Origin of the sequence: Amycolatopsis sp. NBC_01307 (assembly GCF_035975215.1) — a bacterium.
GTDB lineage: Bacteria > Actinomycetota > Actinomycetes > Mycobacteriales > Pseudonocardiaceae > Amycolatopsis.
In genome coordinates, this window is record NZ_CP108403.1 from 6348335 (window position 1) to 6366170 (window position 17836).

General features: G+C 70.2%; 16 protein-coding genes and 2 tRNA genes. 9 read left to right on the forward strand and 9 right to left on the reverse strand.

Annotated elements, in window-relative coordinates:
- Positions 1 to 56: 56 nt before the first annotated feature.
- On the forward strand, positions 57 to 326 hold the full coding sequence (locus OG439_RS27235; RefSeq protein ID WP_247055940.1) for a hypothetical protein: 270 nt from the start codon (positions 57 to 59) through the stop codon (positions 324 to 326).
- Positions 327 to 750: 424 nt separating this feature from the next.
- Here the strand turns inward: OG439_RS27235 and OG439_RS27240 are convergent, their stop codons facing one another.
- From OG439_RS27240 to OG439_RS27250, 3 genes are all read right to left on the reverse strand, one after another.
- Positions 751 to 1983: an aldehyde dehydrogenase family protein gene (locus OG439_RS27240; protein ID WP_326943659.1), complete on the reverse strand. Its 1233-nt coding sequence runs from the start codon at positions 1981 to 1983 to the stop codon at positions 751 to 753.
- Positions 1984 to 2317: 334 nt separating this feature from the next.
- Complete coding sequence (locus OG439_RS27245) at positions 2318 to 3091, reverse strand: M50 family metallopeptidase (RefSeq protein ID WP_326943660.1); 774 nt, start codon at positions 3089 to 3091, stop codon at positions 2318 to 2320.
- Between the two features lie 162 nt (positions 3092 to 3253).
- Complete coding sequence (locus OG439_RS27250) at positions 3254 to 4171, reverse strand: DNA-3-methyladenine glycosylase family protein (RefSeq protein ID WP_326943661.1); 918 nt, start codon at positions 4169 to 4171, stop codon at positions 3254 to 3256.
- 165 nt (positions 4172 to 4336) lie between these two features.
- On the opposite strand from OG439_RS27250, the gene OG439_RS27255 reads away from it, so the two are divergent.
- From OG439_RS27255 to OG439_RS27265, 3 genes are all read left to right on the forward strand, one after another.
- Positions 4337 to 5086, forward strand: a complete 750-nt coding sequence (locus OG439_RS27255; RefSeq protein WP_326943662.1) for a class I SAM-dependent methyltransferase — start codon at positions 4337 to 4339, stop codon at positions 5084 to 5086.
- Positions 5087 to 5125: 39 nt separating this feature from the next.
- Positions 5126 to 6448: a M20 family metallopeptidase gene (locus OG439_RS27260; RefSeq protein WP_326943663.1), complete on the forward strand. Its 1323-nt coding sequence runs from the start codon at positions 5126 to 5128 to the stop codon at positions 6446 to 6448.
- Between the two features lie 109 nt (positions 6449 to 6557).
- A complete protein-coding gene (locus tag OG439_RS27265) occupies positions 6558 to 7565 on the forward strand; it encodes a S1C family serine protease (protein WP_326943664.1) in 1008 nt (335 codons plus the stop codon).
- 117 nt (positions 7566 to 7682) lie between these two features.
- On the opposite strand, the gene OG439_RS27270 is transcribed toward OG439_RS27265, so the two are convergent.
- Both OG439_RS27270 and OG439_RS27275 read right to left on the reverse strand, forming a co-directional pair.
- Positions 7683 to 8060 (reverse strand): DUF3224 domain-containing protein, encoded by a 378-nt coding sequence (locus tag OG439_RS27270; RefSeq protein WP_326943665.1) that lies wholly within the window; start codon positions 8058 to 8060, stop codon positions 7683 to 7685.
- 73 nt (positions 8061 to 8133) lie between these two features.
- Complete coding sequence (locus OG439_RS27275; RefSeq protein ID WP_326943666.1) at positions 8134 to 9660, reverse strand: helicase HerA-like domain-containing protein; 1527 nt, start codon at positions 9658 to 9660, stop codon at positions 8134 to 8136.
- Positions 9661 to 9774: 114 nt separating this feature from the next.
- On the opposite strand from OG439_RS27275, the gene orn reads away from it, so the two are divergent.
- Positions 9775 to 10383, forward strand: a complete 609-nt coding sequence (orn, locus tag OG439_RS27280) for an oligoribonuclease (RefSeq protein WP_247055958.1) — start codon at positions 9775 to 9777, stop codon at positions 10381 to 10383.
- Positions 10384 to 10457: 74 nt separating this feature from the next.
- A tRNA-His gene (locus tag OG439_RS27285) sits at positions 10458 to 10530 on the forward strand.
- A 136-nt stretch (positions 10531 to 10666) separates the two neighbouring features.
- On the opposite strand, the gene OG439_RS27290 is transcribed toward OG439_RS27285, so the two are convergent.
- Positions 10667 to 11944: a glycosyltransferase 87 family protein gene (locus OG439_RS27290; protein WP_326943667.1), complete on the reverse strand. Its 1278-nt coding sequence runs from the start codon at positions 11942 to 11944 to the stop codon at positions 10667 to 10669.
- A 146-nt stretch (positions 11945 to 12090) separates the two neighbouring features.
- Between OG439_RS27290 and proP the strand changes: the two genes are divergently transcribed.
- A complete protein-coding gene (gene proP, locus OG439_RS27295) occupies positions 12091 to 13536 on the forward strand; it encodes a glycine betaine/L-proline transporter ProP (protein WP_326943668.1) in 1446 nt (481 codons plus the stop codon).
- On the opposite strand, the gene OG439_RS27300 is transcribed toward proP, so the two are convergent.
- The gene (locus tag OG439_RS27300; RefSeq protein WP_326943669.1) at positions 13533 to 14231 is read right to left on the reverse strand and encodes an alpha/beta fold hydrolase; all 699 of its coding nucleotides are present in this window, start codon (positions 14229 to 14231) and stop codon (positions 13533 to 13535) included. The genes proP and OG439_RS27300 overlap by 4 nt on opposite strands.
- A gap of 118 nt (positions 14232 to 14349) precedes the next feature.
- Between OG439_RS27300 and OG439_RS27305 the strand changes: the two genes are divergently transcribed.
- A complete protein-coding gene (locus tag OG439_RS27305; RefSeq protein WP_247055967.1) occupies positions 14350 to 14688 on the forward strand; it encodes a winged helix-turn-helix transcriptional regulator in 339 nt (112 codons plus the stop codon).
- Here the strand turns inward: OG439_RS27305 and OG439_RS27310 are convergent.
- On the reverse strand, positions 14685 to 15878 hold the full coding sequence (locus OG439_RS27310) for a L,D-transpeptidase (RefSeq protein ID WP_326943670.1): 1194 nt from the start codon (positions 15876 to 15878) through the stop codon (positions 14685 to 14687). The two genes, OG439_RS27305 and OG439_RS27310, sit on opposite strands and share 4 nt — an antisense overlap.
- 165 nt (positions 15879 to 16043) lie before the next feature.
- Between OG439_RS27310 and OG439_RS27315 the strand changes: the two genes are divergently transcribed.
- A tRNA-Lys gene (locus tag OG439_RS27315) sits at positions 16044 to 16116 on the forward strand.
- A 107-nt stretch (positions 16117 to 16223) separates the two neighbouring features.
- On the opposite strand, the gene OG439_RS27320 is transcribed toward OG439_RS27315, so the two are convergent.
- On the reverse strand, positions 16224 to 17417 hold the full coding sequence (locus OG439_RS27320; protein ID WP_326943671.1) for a tyrosine-type recombinase/integrase: 1194 nt from the start codon (positions 17415 to 17417) through the stop codon (positions 16224 to 16226).
- Positions 17418 to 17836: the final 419 nt, after the last annotated feature.

Here is a 17836-nt window from a genome sequence, read left to right on the forward strand (position 1 = left end):
CGCGGGCGATCGGGACGTCTACGACGTGTCACCACCCGAACTCGGAGCAGGGGAACATGACCACGCGAGGCTGGCAGAAAGAGCGGACGCTCACCACGCTCGACACGGTCGGCCGCGAGATAGCGGTGACGACCGGCCTCACCCGCGACCCGGAGGGCCGCCTGGTGGCGGTCATCGCGGTCGGCGACGGCCCCACGGCGATCTTCCGCCACCTGCACGACCTGGAAGACCGCCCGGAGCTGGTCGCCAACGCGGCCGACACAGCGGACGACCTGCACACGCTGACCGGCATAGCCCCGGTGCGGCAGCTGCGCCGCCGCCGCTAGCGCGGCAGGTTTCGCACCGCAGGGGGTCGAACCGCCGGGGCGGGTCGCATCGCGGGGGTCGATGCGCGAGGTCCCGGCGCCGCAGGTGTCGGCACGCGGTTGTCCGGCCTCGCGAAATCATCCCGCGGGCGTCGGAGCCGAAGGATTCCGGCTCCGGGAGCCGCCTCGGCACGGCAGTCCGACGCGCTGCGCGACGGCCGCGAAATCTTGGCTGTGGTCAGGGGCACGGCAGTCAGCCTGCGCTCCCAGACCTTCCGATTCCGAAGATCGTGGCGGTGGTGAAGAGCACGGCTGCCAGCCTGCGGTTTCAGACCTGCCGGTTCCGCCCCGCGTGCTGTCGCTCTGTGGATCCCAGCGGGCTCCTGCTCGGCCGCCGTGTTCATGGCGGCCGAGCAGGTCCTTCGTCCTTCGCTGCGGGTCGTGGTCAGGCGGGCAGGACGGCGTACTGGCGGACGTAGAGGTCCGTGTACGTCACCGGGCCGCGGGGGCCGGGGACCTTGTCTAGGTTGATGCCCGTTTCCGGGACCGCGAGAAGCTTGAAGCCGTCCAAGAGGCGGGTCGGGGCGTTCCAGAACACGCCCGTGCCGGTGTAGCCGTCGAAGAACGCGTCGGCGGCGGCCTCGTCCTCGGTCGCGATGCCCGCGGCCAGGCCCGATGTCTGCTCGTTCGCGATCTCGACGGCGTCGGCGAGGGCGCCGACCGTGGCGACCGTGACCGTCGCCTCGCGGTCGGAGTCCAGGGCCCACTCGTAGCCGATCGCGTGCTCGTGCGGGGCCAGCGAAGGCGTCACTCCCCGCTCGGCCAGCGCGTCGGCGATGCCCGGCCAGACGTCGTCGTGGATGTTCTCGTGGATCAGCAGCAGGTTGAGCCGGTTGCAGACGCCCAGCCGGTCGAGGCTGGCGAAGACCAGGTCGCGCGCCTTGGTGACGTCCGCGCCGCGGTCGACGTACAGGACGCCGCCGCCGTCGGCGTGGGCGAGCGTGCGCACGCCGTGGACCGCGGCCTCGGTGGCGAGGGCGCGGGTGCTGTCCCCGCTGCCGCGCAGGATGACCAGCGGCACCAGGTTCGGCAGCCGCACCAGCGCGGACGCGGCTTCGCGCTCCACGCGCGGCACCAGCTGGACGCAGTCGGCGTCGATGCCGGCCGCCGTCAGCGCCGGCGCGATGACCACCTCACGCAGCCGCTGCGCCGAGCCGAGCGCGGCCGAACCCGTGCGCAGCACGCCGGCGTTGCGCGACTTGACCAGCTGCGACGCCACGTCGACCGTGACGTTCGGGCGCGCCTCGTAGTTCGCGCCGATCACGCCCACCGGACGGCGCCGTTCGACCAGCCGCAGCCCGCCGTCCAGCGTGGACACCTCGACCGAGCGCTCCTGGTGCGGCGCGCCGGCGAGCAGCCGCAGCTGCTCGGCCATGCCGGTCAGCCGCTCCGGGGTGATGGTGAGCCGGTCGAGCAGACCGGCGCTCATCCCCTCGGCCTTCGAGCGCTCGACGTCGGCCTGGTTCGCCTCGAGGATCTCGTCGCGGTGCGTGAGCAGGCGCTCGGCCATCCCGGCGAGGGCGGCGTCGACGGCCTCCGCACTGGCGGCGGCAAGCGACGGCGCGGCCAGCTTCGCAGCCCGTGCGCATTCCTCCACGGCCTTGGCGACCTCGTCCATCGTTCGGCTCCCTCCGGCTGACCAGCGAGAGTCCAGTTTGCCGCATGGGCCAGGCCCGGCGGCCAGGGGGCGCCACGGGTCGAGCGCACCACAGCCCGAGCGCGCCGCGGTGGGGAGCGCCACGGCTCAGGTGCGCAGCGTTCGAGCGCGCCACGGCTCGTGTGCGCCACGGCTCGAGTGCTCCGCGGTGGGGGGCGCCAGGGCTCAGGTGCGCCACGGTTCGACTGCGCCACGACCCAGCGGTACCGGAGCACGGCAGCACCGCCACGCCGTGCCAGGCCCGCCGTGGCATGCCGGGCCCGCCGCGCCGTGCCCGTGCCGGCCGGGCCGGTGGCTACTTGGCCACGGGCTCCAGCAGCCACAGGCCGCCGGCGATGAGGCAGCTGACCGTGGCCACCGCGAACACCAGGACCCAGAGGATCGGCGGGACCGCCGTGAGGCGGCCGAGCTGGTCGGCGTCGGAGTCGCGGGCCTGGCCGCGGCGGCGCTTGGTCTGCAGCTCGATCACCGGCCGGACGCCGCCGAAGAGCAGGAACCACGTCAGCAGGTAGCCGAACGGGGCCTGGACCTCGACCGGCGCGACGAAGGCGACCAGCGCCAGCACCACCGCGCTGGCCACGACCGTGAACACCCCGTAGGCGTTGCGCACCATCACCAGCACGCCGAGCAGCAACAGCGCGATCAGCACGAGGACCGTGCCGACCAGGTCGTTGCCCAGCAGGCTGGCGAACAGCAGCCCCAGCACCGACGGCGCCAGGTACCCGGCCATCGCGGTGAACGCCATCCCCGGCCCCTCGGGCTTGCCGCGCGAGACGGTGACGCCCGAGGTGTCCGAGTGCAGCTTGATGCCCTGCAGGCGCCGGCCGACCAGGACGGCGGCCAGCCCGTGGCCGGCCTCGTGCACGATGGTGACGACGTTGCGCGCCCGCCGCCACATCGTGCCGCCGACGAGCACCACCAGCAGCGCCACACCCCCGGCGACCAACGTGATCACGGCAGGCGTCTGGGCCTGCTCCAGCAGGGTCGCGGCCGGGTCGGCGGCGGCCTGGAGGGCCGCCGGGACGTCACGGGCCGTGCTGTCGAGCGCGAGTTGAACGGGCGAGCTCACCCGGACACCTCACCACAGGCGACATCTGGCTACGGTGAGTCCCCACCGGAGCGAGGTCCGCGGCTTCCGGTATGGGTTCGGCTCGTTGGCGCACCTCCTTCCTCGGCTCGGGCGGGGATGGTGATCAGGGTGCCGCGGACAACACGACAGCCGCGGCTCAGCTCAGCGCGACTCCCGCATCCGGGCCTCGCCCTCCACCCGGAACAGGAACGACGTCCAGCTCCGGAACGGCGCCCAGGCCTCCGCGATCTCGGCCAGCTCCGCCACTCCCGCGTCCGGGAGGTGGTACGCCTCGCGCATGATCTCGTGCAGGCGGCTCTCCCCGCGCGGGAAGACGTCCGGGTGCCCGGCGCCGCGGATCAGGATCAGCTCCGCGCTGAACCGGCCCACGCCCGGCAACAGCTGCAGTTGTTTGAGCGCATCGTCGGCCGGCATCGCCCGCAACGTCGCCGCGTCGAGCAGGCCCTCGGCCGCGGCCCCGGCGATCGCTCGCAGGCGGTGCAGCTTCTGCACCGGTGCGCCCGGCAAGTACTCCAGCTTCGCCAGCTCGCCGGGCGCCGGGAACGACCAGAGCCTCGCCCCGTCCACGTCGACCTGCACGCCGTGGCGCTCGGTGAGGCCGCGGCGCAGGCGCACCGCTTGCGACATCCAGATCCGGTGGCTCAGCACCGCCCAGCACGCCGCCTCGTACGGCGAGGCGAACAGGACCGGCCGCAGCCCGGGGTGCAGGCCTTGCAGCATCGAGACGACCGGATCGCGCCCGCCGGCTTCCGGGAACCCGGTGGCGTCGACGTCCAGCGAACACATCCGCGTGACCTGCGCCAGGACGGCTTCCGTGTGCTCTTCCGGGGCGTGGACCTCCACTTCGACCACGCCCGGCGATCTCTGTCTCAGTACCGCTCCCACCGGCGTCCACGCGCCGTCGACCGGGAACGCCACGCGGAGCGCTCCGGGCTCCGTGTCCGCTTCCGGCCGCCCGGCGGGTGCGAACCCGGTCAGGAACTTCGCCGCCGCGGCCAGGTCGAACGGGCCGCGGACCGGGATCTCCCCGCTCGGTGCGGAAATCTTGGAAACCGCCATGTCTCCTCCTCGGAGTCGGTGATCGGTGGATCGCCACCTCGCCGACGACGTTAGGAAGGGGCACCGACAATTTCCGGGCCTCGAAGGCCCGCGCTCGGAGTTGTTCACTCGGTCGAGTGACCTCGACTTGGGCATACTGCCGGTATCCGAACGACGGGAGCGCCTGTGCCGACCACCGCCACCGACCGGCTCGAGAAGCTGCTGGAGGCCCCGGCGGAAACCCGCGCGGGCTTCCTCGACCTGCTGGGCACGGCGGACCAGGCCGGCCCGTCCACCGGCATCACGCAACGCCTGATGCGCACCACCCTGCTCCCGCGGGTCTACGAGCGGTACTGGCGCCCCGCGCTCGGCCGCGCGCTCAAGGGCCCGGCCGGGCCCAGCATGGCGGGCGAGGTCCGGCTCGCCACGAAGCTCCTCGACCTGAGGCCGGGCCGGACCGCGCTGGACGTCGCCTGCGGCACCGGCCGGTTCACCCGCGCCTTCGGTCAGGCCGTCGGCCCGGCCGGGCTCGCGATCGGCCTCGACGGCGCGCGCACGATGCTCACCAGGGCCCTGGCCGAAGGCGGCCCGGAGAGCGTCGCCTACCTGCGCGCGGACGCGGTGCGCGTCCCCCTGCGAGAGTCCACTGTGGACGCCATCTGCTGCTTCGCCGCGCTCCACATGTTCGCCGAGCCGGAGACCGCGTTGGACTCCTTCACGCGCGTGCTCAAGCCCGGCGGCCGGATCGTGCTGCTCACCAGCGCGCGCCGCGGCCGGCAACCCGCGCGGCTGCTGGAGTCCGTCGGCGGGATCGTCAGCGGGCAGAAGATGTTCGACCGCGGCGAAATCGCGGCGAGCCTGCGCGCCCGCGGCTTCACCGAGATCACCGAGCGGTACGCCGGGGTCACGCAGATCGTGGCGGCCCGGCTGGGCTGAGCGCCGCGAACTGTCGGGGGTGGCGGTTAGCATCGCCCCATGACCCACGCCGAACCCGTCCCGCCCGACGACAGCTACCTCCGTTCCCTGGTCGAAGCCACGGCCGACGCGGTGGCGGCGGCCGAGCCGCTGTCCTCGCCGCACACCGGCGCGGACGAGGCGACCCGGGCCGAGGTGACGTCAGCGGTCGAGCGCAGTTCACCCGATCTGGTGGCGTTGAGCCAAGATCTGCACGCCCACCCCGAGGAGGGGTTCGGGGAACACCGCTCGGTCGGCGCGCTGGCGGAACTCCTGGCGCGCCACGGCCACGAAGCGACCGTCGGTGTAGGCGGCCTCGACACCGCGCTGCGCGTGAGCACGCCCGAGCGGGACGGCCCGCACATCGCCGTCCTCGCCGAGTACGACGCACTGCCCGGTCTCGGCCACGCGTGCGGCCACAACGTCATCTGCACCACCGCCGCGGGCGGCTTCCTCGGCGCCGCAGCGGTGGCCGAGAGGCTCGGCGGGCGCGTCAGCCTCATCGGCACGCCGGCCGAGGAAGGCGGTGGTGGCAAGGAGATCCTGGCGCGCGCGGGTGTCTTCGACGACGTCGACGCGGTGATCATGCTGCACCCGTTCAGCCACGACGTCGCGCTGCACCCGTTCCTGGGCCGCCGTCAGCTGGAGATGGTCTTCCACGGCGTCGGCGCGCACGCCTCGGCCCAGCCGTTCATGGGCCGCAACGCGCTCGACGCGGCGGTCGCGGCCTACCAGGGCGTCTCAGCGCTGCGGCAGCAGCTTCCGCAGAGCGACCGCGTGCACGGCGTGTTCAGCGACGGCGGTGCGCGGCCGAACGTCATCCCGGCCCGCGCCGCGCTGCTGTTCTACCTGCGCTCCCAGAACCCCGAGACCCTGCGGGACCTGGCCACCCGCATGACGTCGATCGCGGAGGGCGCGGCGGCGATGACCGGCTGCGGCGTCGAGCTGATCTGGGACGCCCAGGCCGCCTACCTGCCGATCCGGTTCAACACCACGCTCGCCGGGCGCTGGTCGGTCAACCAGGCCGGCACCGGCCGCAAGCCGCTGCCGCCCGGCATCGTCCCGGAGTCGCTGACCGGGTCCACCGACCTCGGCAACCTCTCCTACCGGATGCCGGCACTGCACCCGATGCTCGGGATCTCGGGGCCGACGGTCGCGTTGCACACCAAGGAGTTCGCGGCCGCCGCCGGTTCGGAGACGGGTGACGCGGGCGTCCGCGACGGCGCGCTCGGGCTGGCCCTGACCGCCGCGGACTACCTCGGCGACGCCGAGCTGCGGAAGGCCGTCCAGGACGAGTTCGAAGCGGCGGGAGGTGCGTTGGACGTTCCGACGTTCTTCGACTGACACGCGCGGAAAGCCTGAGAACCGCCTGAGTTTTCTCAGCTGATTCTTCTCAGCAAAGCCTGAGGGATTTCCACAGGTTGTTCACAAGCACAGGCGCGAATCTTGGTTCATGACCGAGAACGAGAGTCGGCCCGGCCCCGCCTCACCCGGTGGGCACCAGCCGCACCAGCACACCCAGCAGTACGGGCCGTACGCGCAGTACGCCTACCCCCAGCAGGCCGCGCCGAATCCGCTCTTCACCCCGCAGCCGCCGGCACCGCAGGCCCTCAAGAAGCCGCGCCGGGGCGGCCGGGTCGCGATGCTGGTCGGCGCGACCGCGCTCGGCGCCGCGCTGGTCGGGGGCGTCGGCGGCGCCGCGATCGTCGGGCTGACCGCGACCTCGGCGGACGGCACGACGTCGGTGAGCGCGCCGGCGGCGACGGGGCAGACGGTCGCCAACAGCACGTCCGGTGACGTCAGCGGCGTCGCGGCGAAGGTGACGCCGAGCGTCGTGCAGATCAACGTCACCACCGACCAGGGCGAGGCGATCGGCTCCGGCGTCATCCTCAGCGCCGACGGCCGGATCCTGACCAACGCGCACGTCGTCGACGGCGCCCAGAGCGTCGTCATCACGACGTCCGACGGCACGAAGTACCAGGCCAGTGTGGTCGGCGCGGACACCAAGGCGGACATCGCGGTGGTCCAGGCGAAGAACGCCAGTGGTCTGACCGCGGCCAGCCTCGGGGACTCGAGCAAGCTCGCCGTCGGCCAAGAGGTCATCGCGATCGGCTCGCCGGGCGGGCTGCAGAATACCGTCACGACCGGCATCGTCAGCGCGCTGAACCGGAACCTGTCCGACATCGGCCAGGGCGAGCAACAGCAGCAGTCGCCGTTCAACCGCACCTCGAACCAGACCAGCGACTCGCCCAGCTACACCGCGATCCAGACGGACGCCTCGATCAACCAGGGCAACTCCGGCGGCGCGCTGGTCGACGCGAACGGCAACGTGATCGGGATCAACTCGGCGCTCTACAGCCCGACGGCATCGGCGAACGGCTCCGCGGGCAGCGTCGGGATCGGCTTCGCCATCCCGATCAACGACGCCAAGAAGATCGTCGACCAGATCGTGAACAACTGAAAGACGTGGACGGGTCGTGTTCGGGGCGGCCCGTCCCTCCCGCTTCGGGGAGCGGGGAACACGGCGAAGGCCGTTTCGAGAGTCAATCGGGGGCTCTCGAAACGGCCTTCGCGCTGTCTACAGCTCGTAGGTGAGCGTGAAGGTGTGGTTCTTCTCCTCGTCGATCTCGATGCTCGCCGTGCCGGAGATCCCGGCCAGCTCACCCGAGCCGGAGCCGGTGAGGATCTTCAGCGTCAGGCCGGTGTCGTCGGCCGTGTGGTGCAGGACGAACGCGCCCTTGCGGCCGTCGACCGAGACGGCGAGACGCTCGAAGGCGACGTACGCGCGCGAAGTCGCGTTGGACGCCGTCAGCATCTCGACCGTGCTGGTCCCCTCGACCGCGCCGGTGAACGTCTTGGCGATCGCCACCCGGGCGAACTCCGTGCCCGCGGCCTCGTCGGTCGCCTGCGGCTCCCACTTGTCGAGGACGAACGACGCGGTGGCGGTGCTGGTCATGGCTGGTTTCCCCTGTTCGTCGGTGATGGGCGCCAGCTTGGCAGCGATACCTGACAGGTCGCGTCAGGTTTTCTCAGCGCTTCCGGTTGCCGAACAGCCCGCGCGTGATCTCCCGGCCCAGGGCACTGGCGGCGGACCGCATGAACGACTTCACGGCCGGGTTCTTCATCGCCGATTCGATCATCCCGGGCTCTTCCTTCTCCTTCTTGGGAGCGGGCGCGGGCGCGGACTCGGGGACAGGCGCAGGCGCGGCCACCTTCGCGGCCAGCTTCTCGTAGGCCGACTCCCGGTCGATCGTCTCGGCGTACTTCGCGTGCAGATCCGACGAAGCGACCGAAGCGGCGACGGCCTCCGCGCCGATCGAGCCCATCTTCGACCGCGGCGCCCGCAGCCGCGTCCACGCCACCGGCGTCGGCGCGCCCCGCTCCGACAGCACCGTGACGATCGCCTCGCCGATGCCCAGCGACGTCAACGCCGTGTCGAGCTCGTAGAACTTCGTCTTCGGGTAGGTCTTGACCGTCTTGGCCAGCGCCGCCTGGTCGTCCGGCGTGAACGCCCGCAGCGCGTGCTGGATCCGCGCGCCCAGCTGCGAGAGGACGTTGTTCGGGATGTCCGTGGGCAGCTGCGTGCAGAAGAACACGCCGACACCCTTCGACCGGATCAGCTTCACGGTCTGCTCGATGCGCTCCAGGAACGCCTTCGACGCGTCGTTGAAGAGCAGGTGCGCCTCGTCGAAGAAGAACACCAGCTTCGGCTGGTCGAGATCGCCCTCCTCCGGCAGCTCCTCGAACAGCTCGGCCAGCAGCCACATCAGGAACGTCGAGAACAACGCCGGCTTCGCCTGCAGGTTGTCCAGCTCCAGCAGCGTGACGACGCCCTTGCCGTCGCGGGCGCGCATCAGGTCGTGGACGTCCAGCTCCGGCTCGCCGAAGAAGTCCTCCCCGCCTTGGGCCTCCAGATTGGACAGGGAACGCAGGATCACCCCGGCCGTCGCGGCCGAGACGCCGCCGATGCCCTTGAGGTCCGCCTTGCCCTCGTCGCCGGTCAGGTGCGTGATGACCGACCGGAGGTCCTTCGTGTCCAGCAACGCCAGCTCACGCTGGTCGGCCCAGTGGAAGATCAGGCCGAGCGTCGACTCCTGCGTCTCGTTCAGCCCCAGCACCTTCGACAGCAGCACCGGCCCGAAACTCGTGATCGTCGCCCGGATCGGCGCACCCTTCCCGCCCGCCCCCAGCGACAGGAACTGCACCGGGAACGCCGTCCCCGCCCAGTCGTCACCCAGCTCCTGCGAGCGCTTCGACACCTTGTCGTTCGCCTCGCCGGCCGCCGCGAGACCCGACAGGTCACCCTTCACGTCGGCGAGCACCACCGGCACCCCGGCCGCCGACAACTGCTCCGCCACCAGCTGCAACGTCTTCGTCTTGCCCGTCCCGGTCGCCCCCGCGACCAGCCCGTGCCGGTTCAGCGTCGCCAACGGCAGGCGCACGGCGGCACGCGCGTCCGCCTGCCCGTCGATCACCACCGCACCCAGCTCCAGCGCGGCACCCTCACTCGCATAACCGGCGGCGATCTCGCCCGCCGGCGTCCCCTGCTCCGTCACTCGCGACTCCCCGATCTGTGTCCTGCACCACACCGGTGGCGGCCCCGCGAGCGTAAACGCGCCGTACGTGCAGGTAACGCACCTCTTGTCCCCGTGTCGGGTTAGGGTCACCAGGTGACCGACCGCCTAGTCTGGATCGACTGCGAGATGACGGGGCTCGACCTCGGCAAGGACGCGTTGATCGAAATCGCCGCCCTCGTGACCGACGCGGAGCTCAACGTGCTCGGCGAGGGAGTGGACATCGTCATCCACGCCGACGAGGAAAAACTCGCCGGCATGCCCGAGATCGTCCGCGAGATGCACGCCCACTCCGGCCTCACCGAAGAAGTGCGCCGCTCCACGGTGACCCTCGAAGAAGCCGAGCGCCGCGTCCTCGAGTACATCCGCGAGTACATCCCCGAACCCGGCACCGCGCCGCTGGCGGGCAACTCCATCGCCACCGACCGCGGTTACATCACCCGCGACATGCCGGCCCTCGACGCGCACCTCCACTACCGCCTCGTCGACGTCTCCTCCATCAAGGAACTCGTCCGCCGCTGGTACCCGCGCATCTACTACGCCAAGCCGGAAAAGGGCCTCGCCCACCGCGCCCTCGCCGACATCAAGGAATCCATCGGCGAACTCGACTACTACCGGCGCGTCGCCTTCGTCGCCCAACCCGGCCCCAGCAGCGACGAAGCCAAAGCCGCCGCCGCTGAAGTGCGCGAACAGCACCAGGGGTAACCCCCCGGAAAACCACGCGCGGGCACCCGCTACGATTACGACATCGAGGTGATCGCACGCGGTTGCCTCAGATGGTGGGCGTAGCTCAGCTGGTAGAGCACCTGGTTGTGGTCCAGGAGGTCGCGGGTTCGAAACCCGTCGCTCACCCCGTCGCCCCGGTTTGGTCGGTCCCTTGCGGGACCTTCCCCAAGCCGGGGTTTTGCCTTTTCTTGTGGGGGTCGAACCCCCACACCCCCGCCGGGGGGTGCCCCCGGACCCCCATCCCGTGTGGTTGGCCTGGGGGTCAGGTTGTGGGTATGAAGTCTTCCTTTGACGGGTTCAGCCAGGCTGGGCGTGCTGCTGCCAAGGCCAGTAGGGCCAGGGCCAGGAGGACGTACAAGGTGTGGGCTAGCGCCTGGGCTGCTGGCGGGTAGTTCTCCGGGAGGATTACCAGGCCTACCAGTGGGACGTTTGAGCGTCCTGCTCCTACCTTCCAGGCGAATGTCAGCAGGTACGTTGCCGTGAGGATTGCTGCTGGCCACCAAGTGCGGGAGCGTAGGGCGCCGGCGGCGGCCATTGCGAAGAACGGGATGAACCAGACCCAGTAGTGCGTCCAGGTCCAGGGGGTTACCAGGACCATTGTTGCGCCTATGACGCTCACTGCCAGCAGCTCGCGGCCTTCGCGGTGGGCTCGGACTGCTATCCAGAGGGCCGCCAGGGCGACTACTCCTGCTACTGGGATCCAGATGAGGCCTGGGACGTCCGCTATGCCCAGTAGGCGTGCGAGTGCTCCGCGGATCGACTGGTTTTCCGGGGACATTGCGTCGCTGTCGCCCGTGATTCGGGAGGGGTCGGCCAGGTTGGCTGCCCAGAATGCTTTTGAGTCGCCTGGTAGGGCTACGAAGCCTGCTAAGGCTGTTAGCGCGAATGCGCCTACTGCTACTGCCGCTGCGCGGAAGCGGCGGGTGGCCAGTAGGTAGATGACGAAGATGCCTGGGATCAGTTTGATGCCCGCCGCGACTCCTACGCCGACGCCTGTCCACCAGCGGTTGCGGCCTGTCAGGTCCGCCAGGACCAGTACCAGCAGGACCAGGTTCACCTGGCCCGCCGTGAAGTTCATCAGCACCGGCTGCAGGGGCAGCGCCAACGCCGTCAGCGCCGCCGTCGCCGCGACGCGGCCGTGGTCGCGGGCGTAACCCTGCTGCCACAGCGAGATCCAGACGACCGCCAGCAGCGAGAACAGGTTCACCAGCAGGGCCAGCATCGGCAGGAGCAGCTTCGGCACCAGCGTCAGGGCGACGAACACCCCGGCCGCGAACGGCGTGTACTTGAACGTGCCGCCGATCGTCGGCAGGTGGGACACGCCCGGCTCGTACAGCGGCGCACCCGCGCGCACCGCCTGGCCGGTGGCCACGTAGGACTTGAAGTCCTCCAGGTAGATGCCGGTCGACGTCCAGATCCCGGCCCACACCGTGTAGCCCGCGAACACCACCAGCAGCAACAGGCCGGAGAGCACGGACCACCAGAGCGGCGCCGGCAACCTGCGCTCGACCGGTGCTTCCGGAACGACGACCGTCGACATCGGGTAACCCCCTCGGGGCACCACGAGCAGCAGCACACCCCTCGAAAACCTGGCAAAACGCCCTGCGGCGAGAGGCGCGCGGCCAGTGTAGCGATCCGTGTTCACCCGGATGGCCTTCGCCTGCCAGTGGTAACCCTCACGACCGGATGGCTCAACGTGCGGGAGTCTCGACCGGGGTGCACGGTGATCTCGTGGAACGTTCACGGGTGACGCTGCGCAAGAAGAAACTGCGGTACGAGGACATCACCGTGGTCGACCAGTCGCTGCTCAAGCGGGCCGTCGCGGCGGCCGCGCTGGGCAACGCGATGGAGTGGTTCGACTTCGGTGTCTACGCCTACATCGCCGACACCATCTCCGAGGTGTTCTTCCCGGCGAGCGTGGCGCCCGGCGTACGGCTGATCGGGACGTTCGGGGCGTTCACCGCCGCGTTCCTGATGCGGCCGCTCGGCGGGCTGGTGTTCGGGCCGCTCGGCGACCGGATCGGGCGGCAGAAGGTCCTCGCCGTCACGATGATCATGATGGCGATCGGCACCCTCTGCATCGGGCTGATCCCGTCGTACAGCTCCATCGGCGTCTGGTCGCCGATCCTGCTGGTGCTCGCCCGGATGGTGCAGGGCTTCTCCACTGGCGGCGAATACGGCGGCGCGACGACGTTCATCGCCGAGTACTCCCCCGACAAACGCCGCGGCTTCATGGGCTCCTGGCTCGAGTTCGGCACGCTCTCGGGCTACGTGCTCGGCGCGACCGTCGTCACCGGCATGAAGACCTGGGTCCCGCACGAGACGCTGCTCGACTGGGGCTGGCGGATCCCGTTCCTGGTCGCCGGCCCGCTCGGCATCATCGGCCTCTACATGCGGCTCAAGCTCGAAGAGACTCCCGCGTTCCAGAAGCACGCCGCGGAGTCCGAGAAGCGCGGCCGCTCCGGCGAGCCGTTCTGGAAGATGTTCACCGACTACTGGCCCTCGCTGCTGATCTGCATCGGCCTGGTGCTCGTGTTCAACGTCACCGACTACATGCTGCTGTCGTACATGCCGACGTACCTGTCCGAGCAGCTGCACCTCGACGCGACGCACGGCCTGCTGCTGATCATCGTCGTGATGGTCGTGATGATGCTGATCATCCTGGTCGGCGGCCGGATCACCGACAAGATCGGCCGCAAACCAGTGATGATGGCCGGCTGCCTCGGCTTCCTCGTGCTCTCCTGGCCGTTGATGCTGCTGGTGCACGACGGCGGTCTCGTCGTCACCTTCCTCGGCCTGATGGGGCTCGGCCTGCTGCTGCTCTGCTTCGAGGTCTCGATGCCCGCGACGCTGCCCGCGCTGTTCCCGACCGCGATCCGCTACGGCGCGCTGTCCATCGCGTTCAACATCTCCGTGTCGCTCTTCGGCGGCACGACGCCGCTGGTCATGCAGGCGCTGATCTCGTCCACCGGCCACGACTTCTGGCCGGCCTGGTACATGATGGCGGCCGGCGCGATCGGCGCCGTCGCGGTGTACTTCAGCCGCGAGACGGCGAACAAGCCGCTGTGGGGCTCGGGCCCCGCGGTCGACACCGAGGCCGAGGCGCGGAAGCTCGTCCGGGAATCGGGCTAGCTCGTTTCGAGCAGCAGGCCGGCCAGCTCGGCGGGCATGGTGATCATGCAGTCGTGGCCGGTCGGCAGCTCCCGCACCCGCTCGCCCGCTGGGACGGGACGCCGGGTGATGCCTTCCGGCCGGCCGGCGACGCAGTGGATGTGCGTGCGCGGGATCGCCCGCACGGCCGGGTCGTCCAGCCGCACCGGCTCCGTCAGGCACCGCACCGGCTGGTCCGAGAGCATCGAACGCAGCCAGGCGACGTCGTCGGGATCGGTCACCCCGAACAGCCCGAGCGGCGGCGGCAGTTCCGGCAGCGGTGGCACGCGCCAGCCGTCGACGGCCGCGTCGACGAGCTGCTTGCTGATCGGCATCACGTCGATCGCGGTTTCGCCGTCTTCGGGCACCATCGCGTCGAGGTAGACCAGGTGCGCGATCCGCTCCGGGACACGGTTGGCCGCACCCGAGACGACCATCCCGGCGTAGCTGTGGCCGACGAGCACGACGTCGTCGAGCTGCTCGTCTTCGATCAGGCCGGCGATGTCGTCGACGTGGGTGCCGAGCCCGACGTCGGGAGCCAGCAGGTGCGCCTTGTCTCCGTAGCCGGTCAAGGACGGCGCGAACGCCCGGTGCCCGGCGGCCTCCAGCAGCGGGACCACGCGGTCCCAGCTGCGTCCGCTGTGCCAAGCGCCGTGTACCAGCAGAAATGTCGTCATGATCGAGTGGTTCCTCCTCGTGCCTCGGTACCATTCGGTAACCGAGACCATCGTGATCCACTCGACGCGCACCGGGCAATACGGCACTAAATGGTGCCCCGGTTCTCAGGAGGTAACCATGGAGGACCCGTGCAAGGCCCGCCAAGTCCTCGGCATCGTCGGGGACAAGTGGGCACTACTGGTCGTGCGCATGCTCAAGGACGGGCCGCGGCGGTTCACCGAGCTCAAGCGATCCGTCGAGGGCATCAGCCAGCGGATGCTCACCGTGACCCTGCGCGACCTCGAGCGCGACGGCATCCTGACCCGCACGGTCGTCGCCGTCATGCCCCCGCACGTCAGCTACGAACTGACTCCGATGGGCCGCACCCTGCGCGAGGCCACCGCGCCGCTGCTGGCGTGGAGCATCGAGCACCTGCCGCACATCGACGCGGCCCGCGAGGAGTACGACAACCGCTAGTTCGCGGCGGTCCGCCACTCGTCCCAGGACAGCTGCCAGACGCTCCAGCCGTCGGTCGGCTCGAGCTTCGGGCCGCCGCTGTTCTGCACGGTGACGACGTCGCCCTTCTTGGACGTGTCCATCAGCCACTTCGTGTTCTCGGTGGACAGGTTCAGGCAGCCGTGGCTGACGTTGCTGTGCCCCTGCTGCCGGACCGACCACGGCGCGGAGTGGTAGAAGATGCCGCTGTAGGACAGGCGGACGGCGTACTGGACGAAGGTGCGGTAGCCGCCGGGGGTGTCCTCGGGGACGCCGTAGGTGCCGGAGTCCATCGTGTAGCCGGTGTGCTCGCTCATGACGGTGTAGGTCCCGGCCGGCGTGGTGTGGCCCGGCTTGCCCATGGAGGTCGGCATGGTCTTGACCTCCTTGTCGTTGACGGTGACCGTCATCTGGTGGGTGCCGCCGTCGGCGACCGCGACGAGCTTGTCGCCCACGGCGCCGGTGATCGTCTTGTCCTCGCGGCCGTAACTGCCGTTGCCGAGCGGCTTGCCGTAGACGGCGGCGTCGACCTTGATCTTGGTGCCGCTCTTCCAGTAGTCCTTCGGTCGCCAGGTCACCTGCTTGTCGCCGGACCAGCGGAACGCGCCCTCGGTGGCCGGCTCGGCGGTGATCTTGAGCGCCTTCTCGGCCGCGGCCTTGTCGGCGACGTTGCCGGTGAAGGTGAAGATCAGCGGCAGCCCGACGCCGACGGTCTCGCCCTCGGCGAGGTTCACCGAGACGCCCAGCTGGCGGGCGGGCTTGACGGTAGTGAAGCTCGACTCCGCGGTGACCGGCTTCCCGTCGGTCCCGGTGGCCGTCGCGGTCAGCTTGTAGGTCTTGCCGTACCCGAGGGACTCGGCGGAGTCCCACCCGGCGCCGTCCGCCCGCGGCTTCCCGCCGACGGCCTTCCCGTCGGCCCCGGTCAGCTTCACGTCCCCGACCTTCCCATCGGCAACGGCGACGGTCACGGGCTCACCGGGCGCGACGTCCTTGGCGTCCTTGGCCGGAGTGAGCGTGAGCGCGGCGGCCTTCAGCACCGGCTTGGGCGCAGGCGCGGACGTCGTCACCTGCGGCGTCTCACCCGAAGGGTTGCCACTGCACCCGGCCACCATGAGGCCGATCACCCCCGCGGCCACCAGCAACCGCGCCCACCTGCCGCTCGAACGCCTCATGCCACCCGCCTGTTTAGTCGTCCATGTCCGGCTCCAGTGTGCCCGACCAGCCCCGACACCGGGGCGGGAACGCCCGAACCCGCACAAGGGGACCCCCCTGAAACAGGCTCGGCGGCTGGTGCTAATCTTTTCCACGTCGCCGAGGGAAACCTCCGGCAGACACCGGCGCCATTAGCTCAATTGGCAGAGCAGCTGGCTCTTAACCAGCGGGTTCGGGGTTCGAGTCCCTGATGGCGCACAGTCGGAAAGCAAAGCCCACCAACGGTTTCCCTGCAATTTGCGGGTCGCTGTCGGTGGGCTTTGCTCGTGCGTGCAGCCCGGGTGCAGCCGACGTGTCGCCCCGGTTCAGTGACTTGGCGTCACCACCCGTGCCCGTGGTGACCCGCTGCGCTGCCGGGGCACCACCACCTTGTGAATCTTGACCCCGCGCTGGTACCCGGCGCGCCGGACCAGCTCCGCCGTCGCATCCGCCGCCTGCTGCGCCAGGCAGGGCAGGACGCTGGTGTAGGTGTCCGCGGTGAGCACGATGCTGGAATGCCCGAGGAGGGCCTGCACCACCCGCAGCTCGTTCCCGGCCGCCAGCGACAGGGTCGCCGCGCCATGCCTCAGGTCGTGGAACCGGATCGGCGGCAGGCCGGCCTCGTCCACCAGAGCCCGGAAGGTGCGGGAGACGTAACTCGGGCTCCACGACCGGCCCTGATCATGAGAAAACACCCAATCACCGGCCGGATCCTGCCGGGCGAGCCGGCGCAGCAGAGCGGTCGTTCCCCGGTCCAACGCGACGATCCGGCAGCTGGCGTCGGTCTTCGGCAGGCACACACCGCGGCCATCACGTTCAACCAGCTGCCGCACCACCGACAGCGTCCGGTTCGCCAGGTCGACGTCGCACCACCGCAGACCGACCGCTTCCCCGCGGCGCAATCCCAGCAGTGCCGCCACGTGGTAGAGCGGGTACAGCTGATGATCGCGGACCTGCTCGAGGAAGGTCGCTGTCTGCTCGGCCGTCCATACCGCGACCGCAGGACGTTCCCCGGTCCTCCGCCACAGCTCGACCCGGGCCTCGGTCCACACCACCGCCCGCGGGCGACGCGCTGAGGGCAACTCCACCCACCGCGCCGGGTTGTGCGTGATCAATCCACGCCGGATCGCACCGTTAAGCGCGGCCCGCAGCACCTCACGAATCCGCTGCACCGTGGTCGGCGACAACGGCCGCGACCGCAGCGCGTTCGCTCGCAACAACGCCGTGAACGCCGCCTGCACCTTCCCGATCGTCAGGTCCGACACGGCGAGCCCACCCAACCGCGGCTGCAGGTAGTCACGGGTCAGCTGCTCATACAGCTGACGTGTCGACGGACGAAGGGTGTTCCTCGCCGCCAGCCACACATCCAGCCACTGGCCCACCGTCACCAAGGCCCGCCCCGGATCCACATCGTCACCCAGCCAGAACCCCCGCGCACGTTCCGCCGCAGCCCGCGACGCAAACCCGCCGCGCTGAACCCGCCGACGACCACCATCCCGGCCGGCCGCCAGCTCGACCACGAAATACCACCGCCCGTGACCACGCTCAACCAGCCGCGGACAACGCAACCCCCATCGGCGACCATCGTCCGGATTGACACAACCACACCGCTTGAACACACGCCCACCAGATCGCTTCGCCATGATTCCTCCGTCCACAGAGCACATCAACGCTCCAACGATGCGCGCATCACGAGCAACGCTCCAGCCCTGGACAACCACGACGAACTGCGCGACACGAACCAGCACCGGCGAACTGGAGAAGTCCAAGACAGCGCCAAACCAGGCGGAACCCTGTACCGTGCGATAAGCCGGTCGAACCACACATCGACTTCCCTGCGAGTGGCCGCCGACCTAACCGCGCGGATCGACAGCCACCAACTGGCCAACGACATAGCCGCACATGCAGCCCTCCGTGGCCAACGCTCATGCCGATGGCG